This window comes from Ferrithrix thermotolerans DSM 19514 (genome assembly GCF_900128965.1).
GTDB classification, from domain to species: domain Bacteria; phylum Actinomycetota; class Acidimicrobiia; order Acidimicrobiales; family Acidimicrobiaceae; genus Ferrithrix; species Ferrithrix thermotolerans.
This window is the reverse complement of record NZ_FQUL01000005.1, coordinates 54,246-68,169: the sequence shown is the minus strand read 5'-3', so window position 1 is coordinate 68,169 and position 13,924 is coordinate 54,246. Positions and strand designations below refer to the sequence as shown.

The following is a 13,924-nucleotide window of genomic DNA, read 5'->3' as shown; positions in this document are numbered from 1 at the left end:
GTTCAGAGCTGGTGCGAAACGTTAGTGGAAACCCCATAGACGTCTTTCACTAGCGAAGGTCTATACAACCTTCGATCGGTTAGACATCACGGGCACACGCTAATTACCTTTCTCTTTCCTTCGCAGGAACAAGTTGCCCAAACGTCTATTGCGAGCCACCCGATAGCCCTCCATACAACGAAACAGCACTATCGATCACTAGCTCACCCCATTCAAGTCCTATCTACTTACAACTTCTTTGGCGACGCTATGAACTTGGACATAAAAGGTGCTAGGCAAAAACTCTCAGAAACATACCGAAGAGAGACCTTTACATCCAAGCTAAGCGCTACTAGACGCATACAGTGGACTCGACAGCAGTTTCAAGACGGCATCACAAATAGTAAACCCTAGAGCCCGAGAGGGGATTCGAACCCCTGACCTGCTCATTACGAGTGAGCTGCTCTGCCGACTGAGCTACCCGGGCGACCACTCCATTCTAAGTCATAAACCGCCTGGCGGTCGTCAGTCCACTCAAATCTTTACATCGCATACCAATGAACCGCTTGGGAGTTCAAGTGAATAAACGGTAAACTGCACTTAGGGCGTGATAAACCGACGACCTCTGAACCAACAGCACAACTCCAAATTAGAAAGCACTAGCGCTATGAACCCGCAGCGTGCCGAAAAGGTCTCTGCACCTACGTTGATCTATGCTATCTCTACAACCACTGTAGCCACGCTTCCTGTCTTCCTCACCGGTGCCCTTGGTGTAGAGATATCGAGAGCTCTTGCACTCGCCCCTTCCAGGCTTGGCGTTCTGATTGGCGCCTTCTTTGCCTCTGCCACAATCTCCTCAATTACGTCTGGCAAGGTCTCGGAGAGTCGAGGAGGTACCTTTATAATGCGCCTTGGTATGTCCTTTGCAGGGCTTGCGAACCTAACGATTTTCCTCTTCGGTCATTCATTCATTCAGATGCTAATTGAACTTGTCTTTGCTGGTATCACCAACGGGGCTATTCAACCCGCCGTCAACGTCTTTGTCGCAAACGCCGTTCCAAGGTCTCGTCAGGGCTTTGCTTTTGGCATTAAGCAGGCTGCCATACCGGTCTCCACCCTCCTCTCCGGCCTCGCCGTTCCCTTTGTGGCACTTACACTCGGATGGCAGTACGCGTACCTCGGCACCTCCGTACTTGCTCTAGCACTAATAATCGCACTTCCAAAGAGTAAGGACGCCAAAATTATCCCCAAAACGGACGAGGTTGTGGGGCGGCGCTACAGCGTTGGACCTCTAGTCGTCTTAGCTACCGCTATGGCACTTGGAGCTGGAGCTGCGAACGCATTGGGCGCGTTCTTAGTTGAAGACGCCGTAAGGGTTGGCTGGAGACCAGCGGACGCTGGATTCCTCGTTGTTTTGGGGTCCTTAGCAGGAATGATCTCACGAGTCGTAAATGGACACCTTGCTGATAAGCGTTCGGGGCGTCACTTCATCGTTACAGCCCAGATGGTCCTTCTAGGTTCTCTCGGATACGTAATGTTCGCTTTACACATCAGCTTCTTGATTCTTCCAGCGACCGTCATCAGCTACGGCCTGGGCTGGGGGTGGAACGGCCTATTCAACTACGCCGTAGTAAAAACACACCCACACTCCGCAGGTCGAGCCACAGGTACAACACAGTCCGGGGCGTACATTGGGAGCGTACTTGGCCCTATCCTCTTTGGATTCGTCGCTCAACACTACTCCTTCAACCTTGCCTGGTATCTAGCAGCCTCTTCAGCGGTGGTATCGGCTGCAACGATGGTACTGGGTCGCCACCTAATCATCCTCCGGGACGCAGACTAGGAGACTTTTAGTGATGGCCCAAGCCCTGTAATAATACCTGCAACTGGTTTTATAAGTTATTTGATTTATTGACACACAATTATTGTGTTTTTTATTATTTCTCAGTAACTACTCTAGGAACATGACAAGAAAAAACATTGAAACCCTTGGGCTGTCTCGGTCTAAACCATCGAAGGACTTACCAAAACACCAACCGATCCGTTTTGGCTTTGATTACTTCACCTTCGTCATGGGAAGCGGAATAGTGGCAGTGCTTGCACCAAGACTCTCGTCAGCACTTCGGTCTCCGGCAAAGGTGTTGTGGGTGGTTACTGCGTTGACCCTTGTGGTTCTCACAGCAACTGCGCTATGTAAGTATCTCCTTCGACCCAAAAGATTTCTCGCAGAGATGCGAGACGAGACTCGTTCACACTTCTTTGGGGCCGTTCCGATGGCCCTTGCATCGGTCACAAACGGAGTCTTTTTGTTTTACCCTCATCTGTTTGGGTCAACCACCGCAAATGTGCTTTTCTACGTCGTCCTTGTGGACTGCACCCTCTCTCTCTTTAGTGCGGTGTCTGTAACCTTCCACCTCTTTGTCCATCACGACGTGGGTCTTCCCAACGTCACAGCTAGCTGGCTTCTATCTATAGTTCCAGCAGAGGTTGCGGCTGCCTCAGCATCTTTTTTGATTCCGCATCTCCCCATTCACCAGGGCACCCAACTACTTTGGATCGGCTACCTGATGTGGGGAGTATCTGTTCCACTTGCGCTCAGCGTACTTGTAATTCTCTTTCTGCGTCTGGCACTTCACAAACTACCACCATCAAACCTAGCCACCAACTCATGGCTTACACTCGGACCCCTTGGAACCGGAGCCGCAGGTATTCTCACTTTGGGGGCTGACTCGGGTCACCTACTGACCGGATCACTCCACGGCTTAGGTACTCCGCTTCTCGCACTCGGTGTCATAGGAGCGTTCACTCTCTTCGGTTACGGAATTTGGTGGTGGATTACATCGATGGGAGTCTCGCTCAAATACCTCTTGAGCGGAGACTACCCGTTCAACTTCGGTTGGTGTGCCTTCACCTTCCCGCTCGGCGTCTTTACGACCGCAGCGTTTGCGATCGCCCAAGAGACAAAGATACCTGGAGGCTTGGCATTTGCGAGAGGTCTTACATTACTGTTAGTAACGCTCTGGGTAGTAGTTTTTGTAAAGACCCTTTGGACTCTATTCCATCAGGGGAGAAATACTATGAAAACCTCTCCGATCTCCTTACACAGCAGTCAGGATAACTTCGCAGGAAGCATTCTCGAGAGGCTCGAGGCGTAAGCATCGAGCCATACCCTGGTTCGATAACTCTTAAGACGCCTAAAAGGCCCCTACGAGCCGGCAAGCAAAGATGCGCGCGCCGGGCTTCTCACCCTCAACGACAACCGTTCCCGGCGACAAAGAACCATATAGCAATAGCGCTTGAATAGAACTAGCTACAGTTCGAACGATCCTTTATTACAAAACTAAAGTTAGTACTTACCTAACAACATCAGTTGCCCCCTGGAAGCCTGTTACACGTTTCAACTAAGACGTATCACTAATGAGTGTGAATCTCTAACTTCCAAGTAAAGACTGAAGGATTTAGCCCATAGTCTCCTTGAGCTTCTTGGCAGCAACAAAGACTAAAGCACCGAGGATTGAAAGGATCAAAAACTTCTTCATATGTTCAATCTAGCAAGAGGAAGGGGTAATTTTCCACCCACAAAGTAATTAAGTAATTAAGAGCCGATAGTTCTAATGCATCACACGGTTAGCAGTCGCCAACAGGCTTCGATTTTTTGCGCCGAATGAGTCCGCCAAGGACCACAAGTGTCAAGGTTCCCACCGAAAGCGATGATATCGCTACGACTTTCCCGTAGGATGACCGCCCTTCGCTTAGAGGCATCCTCTCCTCAAATTTCATGATCTGCCATCCGCTCTCTTTAGCTTTTCGCGCTAGGACGCGATCGGGGTTAACTGCTACTGGATATCCCACTCTCTCGAGCATGGGTATGTCTGTATAGGAGTCAGAGTAGGCAAATGAACGTTGCAGATCTATACCTTTTTCATGGGCGAGAGCGACCATGGCCTCTGCCTTGTAAGGCCCATAAGCATAGAACTCCATCTCTCCGGTGTAGTGTCCTTGTTCATCTGTACAGGGTTTTGAAGAGATAGAACCATCCACCTTTAGAAACTGTGCCATAGGAGTCACTATCTCAAGAGGGGAGGCAGAGACCAGATAGACCAGCCTCCCATCTCTCTTGTGCTGTTCGATGAGGTCGACAGCCTCCTTGTACAACAGGGGTTCGACTATCGACACCAAGGCGTCTGTCACAACGCGAATCACCATCTTTTGATCCCAGCCCAGCGTCAACCCCGATACCGCCCTTTGAAGCTTCGAAAGCCTCTTCTCATTCGCACCAAAGTACCGATACACAAGCTGTGCATAGATAGACCTAATCACGTCCCGCCTGGTAACGAGACCTTCTTTGTAAAATGTTCGTCCAAAGGCCAATAACGAGGCCTTTGCAATTACCGTCTTATCCAGATCGAAGAACGCGGCCTCCACGGAATAGATCCTAAAGGTCGAAAAATACTTTGATGCCTATACTAAGAGTCATCGGCAAAGCTCTTACCTTGTTGTGTTATCGACGAACTGGCTGACAGGTAGGGCAGTAATATACCCAACGGTCTAAGGTAGCGTAGGGAGATTGAAGGTACTTCGATCTAATCAAAGATCCACAGACTACGCAGCTCTCGCCAGTCCTACGGTAGACATAGGGCTGGCCTCTAGCTATCTTCAATGAGGCTCGAGAGTGGGAGGCAGAGAGCAGCGCAGAGCGAGCAGACAGGTAGGCGTTCTTCACTTCTTCGTTTGTGAGCTCACCAACCGGTGTAAAAGGAGAGATCGAACGCATAAACAAGGTCTCGCACCGGTAGATATTACCGATCCCAGCTGCTACAGTCTGGTCCAACAGAACCACAGAGAACTCGCTACGCTGATCGACCTCTCTTACCCTCTGAATCAGTCTTTCCATATCAAACTCTGGCGCTAGGAGGTCAGGGCCAAGATACAGATCGAGACGAAGCTCTGACCGGTTGCGTAGTTCAAAAATCGGTGCCCGATAACAACGGACCATTACACCAGAGTCAAAAACCATCTCTGCGTTCATTCGCCAATTGCGGTACTCACTCGGGGACTCCTTCTCATAGATTCTCCAGAATCCCGTCATCTTCATATGAGCGTGGATCGCAAGGGCGTTTGAGAACCCGATAACTAAATGTTTACCGTATGAAGATACCTCCGATACTTCCTGTCCCACCACCATGGAGCAGCTCCTTGGGTCAAGCCGAGGGGCCGTGAAGGAGACAACGTTTCTCTTGAGAGCAACTTCACCTACCTCTCGAGCCACGCGATAGATGCTGTCACCTTCAGGCACCTAAAAGGTCGCCCTTTCTTACTCCACCTAGTCCACCAAGCCAGTCATCAATCCTAAGCATCTTTCCTTTAGGGGTAGGAATAGCTCCAAGCCGCTCCAGCAACTTTTCAAAGTCGTCTGAATAGTCACGAACGTAGACTACAGATAAACCCCTCTCTTTCATCTTACGAAGAATCTCACTCAGGCCTCCGAGAAGATCATCTCGGAAATCACGCTCAATCACACCTTGTTTACTGTCATTATTAGAATCAAGGGCGACTAGTGCTCCATTCGCCGAATCGAAATACACCTTGGCCAAGCCGTTGCAAAATCCAACAAAGGCGGTACTACGACGACGCAGTCTCCTTAAAAAGACACTATCACTGGGCAAAGCTTCACTCCAAGGTACAAAGATCCCAAAGGGGAAAACGGGATCATCGGTGGCCATCGCAAAGTTAGGTGCCTTCCCCAACCGAATGCTCTCATCCACTCTCCGAAGAAGTTCAAGCGAGTCCTTTAGGAAAAACTGGGTACCACCCAGACCTTCCACAAAGTAGCCTCGAACAAGTAGAGATCGATACTCAAGTACTTCGAGGTCCTTGTAGATCCGTTGGAGTCCACCTTGTATTCCGCCACTCTCACAAACGGTCTTGGATATGAATCCGACGCGCGAAAGAAGATTTTCTATCTCAAAGAGAGAACGTCTCTCCGAGGAGACGACTTCTGCGCTGACCCTCCTCCAAAGTCCCCGTGTTTTCTGTGGGAAAAGGTGGTTTTGCACACTTAGGGATGCAAGAGACACCCTCCCAAGTCCGGATCTCTTTGAACTTGGTGAAGCCGTCACCTTCGCTGGTTTAGACGATACATACCCTCTCAGAGCCTGTAGTGTATCTGAGGTCACCTTGGTCTCAAAGACTAGGTTCCAGAGTTCTTTCGCCAGGGCTTGGAACTGGTCACCCTTGAGACCAAGTGCGCGGACGATATCAGAGAAGTACATCGGGCCATCTTCAGTCAACACCTCTAAAAGTTCTTCTTGAAGATGAATCTCATCGGACCTACCACGTTCTGAGTTCACAGACGACAGATCTTTAGCCAAGACTTGAGCCGCGACTCCTTCAAGTTCCCGAGGAACAAACACAACTCGTGGATCGCCCTCAGAAGCCTTGACCCCTAACCAGACATATTCCCCCTCACTGAACAGCTCATCAAGTAGATGGGGGCGATAGTTTGGTATACGGTCAGGAAGAACAGCGCTTTCGAGCCTCTCTGGTATCAGCAAATGGCCGCTCAATTGACCAAGTGCGACTGAGAGCTTGCTCTTAGATTCAGTTCTATCGACGATACCGTGAAGGTAGGCAAGGTACGCAGGCAAGACCTCACGACTAACAGCAACCGTGTCTCGACGATTGCGTGCTAATGAAACGGCACGAATTCGCTTCAGCGTGGAGGCCGAGACATATTCAGTTTCAAGTCCCCCGGGGAGAAACTCCCCCTCAAGTAGAAACCCTTCATCGGTGAGCCTACTTAGGACTCCAAGAAGCGACATCTCACCAACACCGTAACGTCTTTCAAGTTGGTGGGCGGTAAATGGACCGTGACAGAGGGCATATCGCCTCACTACCCGCTCTAAGGCAGCATCGGGATCGTACATCTCAGAGCAATTCAGATCCTTGGGCAACGACACACCAAACGCGTCCCTAAAGACCGCCGCATCCGAGCTTGAAATGATCCTATCTTCGGAGTTGATATGTATCAAAGAAGCACGACCACTCCGAAGAAGTGAGTCAACTAGAGACTTTGCAACATTCGCCTCGTAGCACCGATCACCTATTTCGTCTAAAGATAGGTCTCCTGCTAAGCGCAAGAGGGAGTCAAGATCGTCTTCGTCCCTGCAAAGGTACACCTCATCAAGACGTTGTAGTTCACGTTCCACTTGCTCAGTCGCTTCGGCAGAGAGCATCGCTCTCATGTCTATGCTGCCAAAGAGAGCCTTGAGGATATTTGGATCCACCCCAAGGGCAGCCGACCTCGCCTCTTTAGCTGGCGTGGAGTCATCGTATATGAAGTTAGCTACGTACCAAAAGCTCATCGACGCTGAAAATGGAGACGGCGACTTGGTTCTTTTCACCGTAAGCACCAAATCTTTGGTCCTAAGCCTCTCGATCAGATCGGTAAGGTGCGGTAGGTCAAAGTGATCTGCAAGTATCTCTCTGTAAGCTTCGACTAAAATCGGAAAGTTGTCGATCGACTTAGCGGCAAGCAACAGCTCTTCAGCACGTTGACGCTGTTGAAAAAGTGGGGTTCTACCTCGATAACTCCTAGCACCGATCAATAAGGAACGAGCAGAGCACTCTCTAAATACGTTCAACAAAAGCGGCGAGTTAGCGACCCCCACCGTAACAAGATCCTCAACATCATCGCCCCCCAACTGGAGAAGATCCTCTACGTCTATCTCTAAAGTGTCGGGCACGCGAAAGGTTAGCCCGTCATCGCTTGCAACCACACGCGTCCTTCCCCCAAGCCTTGCAACCCGCTCCTCAATAGCCAGCGCCCAGGCAGAGTTGACTCTCGTACCAAAGGGTGAAAGAAGGTAGCATAGATCGTCACCAAGTTCATTCGCGCTTAGCTCCGCAACTATCTCGCGATCGGTCGAGAACCGTCCCATGTCGCTTTCAAGCTGCAGGTTCAAGTACTCTTCAAGGACTCTCGCCGCTTGCGAGTCGCAAGGAAGACGCGAAATCTCGCCCAGAGGATCACGAGAGATCTCATAGCTTCGCAAGAACTGGGCTAGGCGAACCCCCAGTTCATAGCTTCTTCCTGGTCCATCACCCTTCCAATATGGGGTTCTACCTATCTGACCAGGTGCCGGCTCAACTATAACTTTGTCCCTTTGCACCTTGACGACCTTCCAGGTGGAAGCTCCAAGCACGAAGTTGTCGCCTGCTTTCGTTTCAAAAGCCATCTCCTCGTCCAAAGAGCCGACTACCGCACCATCGGTTGAAACGACACTGAATAGCCCTCTGTCGGCAATGACTCCAGGCTGAAGCACCACTGCAGAACGTGCTGACTTAAGAGGGTAAAACCGCCCAGAGGTTGAATCCCTGTATAGCTTGGGTCTAACCTGAGGAATCGCAGCAAAGGCCCCATCTCCACATAACATCTCCAACGTGGCTACCATAACCTCGTCGTCTACTTTTTCGTAAGAGTAACAACCCCTCGCCACATCTCTTAGAGATGCAAGATCTACGCCTCGCTCTCCTTCCGCCAACACGATCGAGCAGATATGCTGAGCCAGCACGTCTAGAGCAAGCGTCGGCACCCTTATCTCCTCTAAAGCACCCTCCTGCATCGCAGAGGCTGTAAGTGCAGAGACCAACAGGTCGTATGGATGTTTGGGGATGACTATGCCTTTGGGGACTCCTCCTACCCGATGGTTTGCCCTGCCTAGCCTTTGAAGCGCGCTATTTACTGACCCTGGTGCTTCGATCTGTACCACGATCTCTATCGAACCTACATCGATACCTAGCTCCAGCGAAGAAGTCGCCACAACTGCTCTTAAGACCCCTGCCTTCAGTTGGTTCTCAATCTCCTGACGCGTCTCCTTGGAGAGCGAACCGTGGTGTGCCCTAACGACAGGTTCACCGTAAGCCTCGTTCATAAGTTGCGCAAGCTTTTCACTCTGACGTCTTGAGTTGACGAAGATTAGCGTGGTTTGAGCATGCTCCACTATCTTTAGGAGCTCTTCGGTAATCTCGGTCCATCCGTTGGTAGAACCGGACGAGCCGTAGGCGCTTCTAACCTCGCTCCGACCTCTGACTCCCAAAGTATCCAAAGCCTTAGTGGCCACCACTTCTACATCGACCTCAGACCTCCTATCCTCAGAAATGATACAAACGTCTCTGTAGCCGCCTTTGCCAACTCCACCAAGGTACTTTGCAACCTCCGAAAGAGGTGACTGTGTTGCAGAGAGTCCGACACGCTGTAGCTCCACTTTGTGGGACGATATCTGTTGAAGTCTTTCCAAGGAAAGAGCGGTATGAACACCTCGTTTATTAGGGGCTAGAGCGTGTACTTCATCGACTATGACTGCCTCGATCTCCCCCAGAGTGCTTCGAGCTCCAAAAGACAACATCAGATACAACGACTCTGGAGTCGTGACTAGGATATCGGGCGGGTTCCTTAGCATGTCTCTTCGGGCTCTTGTGTCAGTGTCGCCGCTTCTTACGCCGACCCGGCACATTCTCACGTCTCGGTTTCGACTTTGGTACTCACGGTAGATGCCAACGATTGGAGAGCGAAGATTCTTCTCGATATCGTAGGCAAGCGCCTTTAGCGGCGATACGTACAGGACTCTTATCCGACCTCTATAAGAGTCCTCACGAGCTATATCGGAGTAGATCTTATCGATGAAGTAGAGAAATCCGGAAAGGGTTTTTCCAGACCCCGTAGGTGCGGACACAAGAACACTGCGGCCTTCGTGTAGTTTTTGCCAGGTCCTAAGCTGTAGATCGGTTGGTTCTTCGAAAGCCTTGTCAAACCAAGCGTTAGTTTCTTGAGAAAAGCCATAGAAGCCCATATAGACAAGCTAGTGCATTACAGAAACGACCAACATCTATCTCGTAGGCCAAACAACCCCCAACATTTACTTCTTAGCACTCACGAGCCTCGACCGAAGGTCGTCCTCGACTTCGGACGTCACAAGTGCAATGACCTCGTCACTGAGACTTAGGACAGTATCTCCCCTTGGAACGACGATTGTGGAGTCCCTAATCACCGCCACGATCGATGCTCCTCGGGGAATATTCATCTCAGAGATAGACCTACCCAAAGCTGGCGAGTCCTCGGCCAACGTTACCTCAACGAGACGCACCCCAGAGGACTCGAACTGCAACAGTCGGACCAATGAGCCCACTGACACCGCCTCTTCTACCAAGGAAGAGAGAAGATGCGGAGTAGACACAGCTACGTCCACCCCCCAGAGTTTGGTAAACATCCAGTGATTTTTAGGATGATTTACCCTAGCTATTACCCTTGGGACCATAAACTCCTGTTTAGCCAAGAGCGAGACTACAAGATTGTCCTCGTCGTCACCGGTTGCAGCAACTACCACGTCGGCCTCGTCGAGTCGTGCTGCCTCGAGAGAAGCAAACTCGCAGGCATCGGCTACAACCCATCTGCAGCCTATCAACTTTGATCTTTTTTCAACCACGGCTGGATCCTGCTCAACAACAAGCACATCATGGCCGGCAAGCGTAAGGTCTTCAGCTATGAAAGAACCAACACTTCCCGCACCGGCGATCACAACCTTCACTTTGCAACCTTTCCCTCAGTCAAAAGACGTTCCAGCTCTCCTACGTAGTCGTTTGCGACCGCAAGAAAAAGTATGTCTCCTTCCTGTCCAAGGGAATCAGGTCCCATCAACATAGTCCTGGTGGACCTCCTAACACCGATAGGCTTTACTTTGCCCGGCTGTTCAAGTAGGGCTATCTTCTTGCCACAGAGTGACTTGGGTATCGAGACTTCGAGCAGGGATATTTCACCAGATGGATCGCTCCACTCGGCGTAAGCTTTGTTAGGAAAGAGCCGCCTAATGGCTTGATCCGTGGTCCATGTCACGGTAGCCACCGTTGGGATTCCCAGTTTTTGATATATCGTCGCTCGCTTCGGGTCATAGATTCGTGCCACGACATCTTTGATTGCATAGGTTTCTTTGGCGATTCGGGCCGTCAAGATGTTAGTGTTGTCACCAGAGGTTACCGCAGCCAAAGCCTTGGCTTCCTTGACTCCAGCTTCTTCCAGGGTGTCTCTGTCAAACCCAAATCCCAAGACAGATCGACCCCTCCAGTTGGGCGGAAGACGACGAAACGCACTACGGTCCTTGTCGATTATCGTTGTGTCGTGTCCTTGTAAACTTAGACGTGCCGCCAGCTCCGACCCTACACGCCCACAACCGACGACAATTGCGTGCACCGGCTCCATCTTCTACTCCCTCTTCAAGGCGACGTTCTCGCTAAACAATAAATATAAAGCTAGACTTGACCTTTCTAGCGTAACCTCACTGGCGCCTCGGGACCAAACCACATAGTAATAGCACTAACACATATTCACTTGCCAAAGCTGTCATCACTAATTGTGTTTGCCAGGTACTCTAACTTAGAATGATCTAAGACCAGATCCAAGTACTCGAGGGACATGACAGAACCCATCTCTACATCCGATCAACAAGACAATCAGTCCGATACAGCTAAAGACGCTCCTAGGTTCAAAGGTGCAGGCAACTTCGCCCCCACCTCGCCAACCGCCTTCCGGTCTGGAAGTTCATACTACGTCCCGGAACGCTTTGGATATCGTCTGAAAAATAAACTGCTTGGACCCCCGCTCGTCAACGACCAGCTAAAGTCGGAGCGACTTCCCAAGTCTATTGCGCTTGCCGTGCTGTCTTCCGATGTCATGTCATCCTCGGCGTATGCCACCGAAGCCATGCTGACTGTTCTAATACCGGCCGTTGGCGTAGCCGCCTTTGCACTGGTACTGCCGATAAGTCTCGGGGTGTTAGTGGTTCTTCTGGCCGTTACTGCTTCTTACCTACAGGTGATAAAGGCTTACCCAAAAGCAGGTGGGGCCTACATCGTAACTCGAGAGAACTTTGGTCCAAGATTTGCCCAGGTTGCGGTCGCAGCTCTGCTCATCGACTACACCCTTACCGTCGCCGTCTCCATAGCAGCTGGAGTCGATGCCTTGACCTCAGCCGTACCAACCCTCTTGCCCTACACAGTTGAGCTTGCCGTTTTTTTCGTTGTGCTTATTGCATATGGCAACCTAAGGGGAATTCGAGAGGCCGGCAGATCCTTTGCTATCCCGACATTTCTTTTCATCTTCAACATGGGCGTGTTAATCGTCTACGGTCTTTATCGGTTCCTAACGGGCGCCCTCTACGCACATAACTTGAGCAAGCCAGGAGCCATAGCAGTCGGTCATCCCGGACACGGACTGCTACTGGGCGCTTCGTTGTTCTTGGTTCTAAACGCTTTTTCAAACGGTGGAACGGCACTGACAGGAACCGAAGCCATATCCAACGGCGTCTCGGTGTTTCGGGATCCGCAGCCCCGTAACGCTCGTATCACCTTGGTGGCTATGAGTCTGATTCTCGGCACGATGTTTACCGGTGTGTCTCTGCTAGCGGGAATAACTCATGCGATTCCAAGGATACAGGGGTCCCCTACGGTAGTTGCTCAGATAGCAACCTACGTCTATGGCACCTCACCGCTTGGCAGATTTCTTTACTTTTTCCTTCAGGCATCCACAGCTGCCATCTTGGTGCTAGCAGCAAATACCTCCTTTACAGGATTTCCGTTCCTGGCATCTTTCGCGGCAAAGGACTCATTCCTGCCTCGGCAGTTCTCAAAACGTGGGCACCGGCTCGTGTTCTCATATGGGATATTGGTTCTAGCTGGTATCTCTATCGTTCTTCTGATCGTAACGAGAGCCCAGGTTACAGCACTGATCGCACTGTACGCTATCGGCGTCTTCACAGGCTTTACCCTCGCCGGTGCGGGCATGGTAAAGCATCACCTCGGTGCAAAAGAGCAAGGTTGGCGCTGGAGAGCAGCTGTAAATGGAAGCTCAGCCGTACTGTCATTCCTCGTCGATATTATCTTTATCGTAACCAAGTTCAAAGAGGGTGCTTGGACTATCGCAGTGATAATGCCCATACTCATATTCACCTTCTTACACCTACACAAGGAGTACGAGACAGAGTCGAGGCTTCTTGAAAAGGATCTCTCAGCAGCTATAAAAGAGCCTGTACTCAAGAGACACAAGGTGTTGGTATTTGTAGACAAGGTCGACCTAGCTACCGTCAAGGCTCTCAACTACGCCCGAAACCTGCTTCCGGATCAATTAAAAGCGGTGCATATGCTCATCGACAGCCAGCAAGCTAAGCAACTCGCTAACGAGTGGCAAGAGCGCGGACTGGCTCAGATAGAACTTGAGATCGTCGAGTGCGAGGATCGCCGACTTGCTAAGAAGTCGATCGAACTCGTCCTTGAAGCCCAAGACAACGATGAGTCAGAGGTCTCGGTCGTTCTTCCGAGGAGAATCTATCGTTCGGCTTTATCCCGCATTCTGCACGATCACACGGCAGAGACCATCGCTGACGCTATAGGCCAGATACCCCACGCCACGGCGACTACGGTCCCTTACATCCTGCCAAAGCTATCTAGACGGAAGGTCACGGTACTACAAAGGCAGGAGACTCAACGGCTCAACGCAGCAGAGGAGACCATCTTGGGCGAAAGTATCAAGGAGCTGACCAAAGAGGTTCCGGGAGTCACCCCCATCCAAGAGGCGGCTTATCGCAAAAGGGCAAAGGTTGCCGGAAGGGTAGTGAGAACGATAATAAGTTCGGTGTCGGACTCTCCCTCGGTCACCGTCAGACTGGAAGACTCCACCGGCGGAATACAACTAGTCTTTTTGGGCAGATCCGAGATCCCTGGGCTTACGACGGGCAGGAGGCTGGTCGCTGAAGGAACGGTGGGCGAGATCGGCGGGCACCTGGGCATTATAAATCCAACCTACGAGTTTCTGGACGACGCTGCGGACGATTAGTAAAAACAATCCGTCCAAAGGCTAGAGTATCGAAGTGAACAACTTTTTCTCAGAGGTGAGATC

Annotated in this window: 8 protein-coding genes and 1 tRNA gene; 3 read left to right on the top strand and 6 right to left on the bottom strand. The window is 50.9% G+C overall.

Annotated elements, in window-relative coordinates; genetic code table 11:
- Positions 1 to 393 precede the first annotated feature (393 nt).
- Positions 394 to 466 (bottom strand) — tRNA-Thr (locus tag BUA24_RS03070).
- Positions 467 to 646: 180 nt separating this feature from the next.
- On the opposite strand from BUA24_RS03070, the gene BUA24_RS03065 reads away from it, so the two are divergent.
- Together BUA24_RS03065 and BUA24_RS03060 are read left to right on the top strand one after the other, a co-directional pair.
- Positions 647 to 1,822 (top strand): MFS transporter, encoded by a 1,176-nt coding sequence (locus BUA24_RS03065; protein WP_072788634.1) that lies wholly within the window; start codon positions 647 to 649, stop codon positions 1,820 to 1,822.
- A gap of 121 nt (positions 1,823 to 1,943) precedes the next feature.
- Positions 1,944 to 3,134, top strand: coding sequence for an SLAC1 family transporter (locus tag BUA24_RS03060; protein ID WP_072788632.1), 1,191 nt, complete (start codon positions 1,944 to 1,946; stop codon positions 3,132 to 3,134).
- A gap of 472 nt (positions 3,135 to 3,606) precedes the next feature.
- Here BUA24_RS03060 and BUA24_RS03055 read toward each other — a convergent pair whose 3' ends face one another.
- The 5 genes from BUA24_RS03055 to BUA24_RS03035 form a co-directional block, all read right to left on the bottom strand.
- Complete coding sequence (locus tag BUA24_RS03055) at positions 3,607 to 4,404, bottom strand: HAD family hydrolase (RefSeq protein ID WP_084660134.1); 798 nt, start codon at positions 4,402 to 4,404, stop codon at positions 3,607 to 3,609.
- A 76-nt stretch (positions 4,405 to 4,480) separates the two neighbouring features.
- The gene (locus tag BUA24_RS03050; protein ID WP_072788629.1) at positions 4,481 to 5,275 is read right to left on the bottom strand and encodes a DNA-formamidopyrimidine glycosylase family protein; all 795 of its coding nucleotides are present in this window, start codon (positions 5,273 to 5,275) and stop codon (positions 4,481 to 4,483) included.
- Positions 5,268 to 9,830, bottom strand: a complete 4,563-nt coding sequence (locus BUA24_RS03045; protein ID WP_072788627.1) for a DEAD/DEAH box helicase — start codon at positions 9,828 to 9,830, stop codon at positions 5,268 to 5,270. The genes BUA24_RS03050 and BUA24_RS03045 overlap by 8 nt, the downstream gene beginning before the upstream one ends.
- A 66-nt stretch (positions 9,831 to 9,896) precedes the next feature.
- Positions 9,897 to 10,565, bottom strand: a complete 669-nt coding sequence (locus tag BUA24_RS03040) for a potassium channel family protein (RefSeq protein WP_072788625.1) — start codon at positions 10,563 to 10,565, stop codon at positions 9,897 to 9,899.
- Positions 10,562 to 11,233 carry a potassium channel family protein gene (locus tag BUA24_RS03035; RefSeq protein ID WP_218587392.1) on the bottom strand — a complete coding sequence of 224 codons (672 nt, stop codon included), beginning with the start codon at positions 11,231 to 11,233 and terminating at the stop codon, positions 10,562 to 10,564. The genes BUA24_RS03040 and BUA24_RS03035 overlap by 4 nt, the downstream gene beginning before the upstream one ends.
- Before the next feature lie 213 nt (positions 11,234 to 11,446).
- Here BUA24_RS03035 and BUA24_RS03030 point away from each other — a divergent pair, with 213 nt between their 5' ends.
- A complete protein-coding gene (locus tag BUA24_RS03030) occupies positions 11,447 to 13,861 on the top strand; it encodes an amino acid permease (RefSeq protein WP_084660133.1) in 2,415 nt (804 codons plus the stop codon).
- Positions 13,862 to 13,924 lie beyond the last annotated feature (63 nt).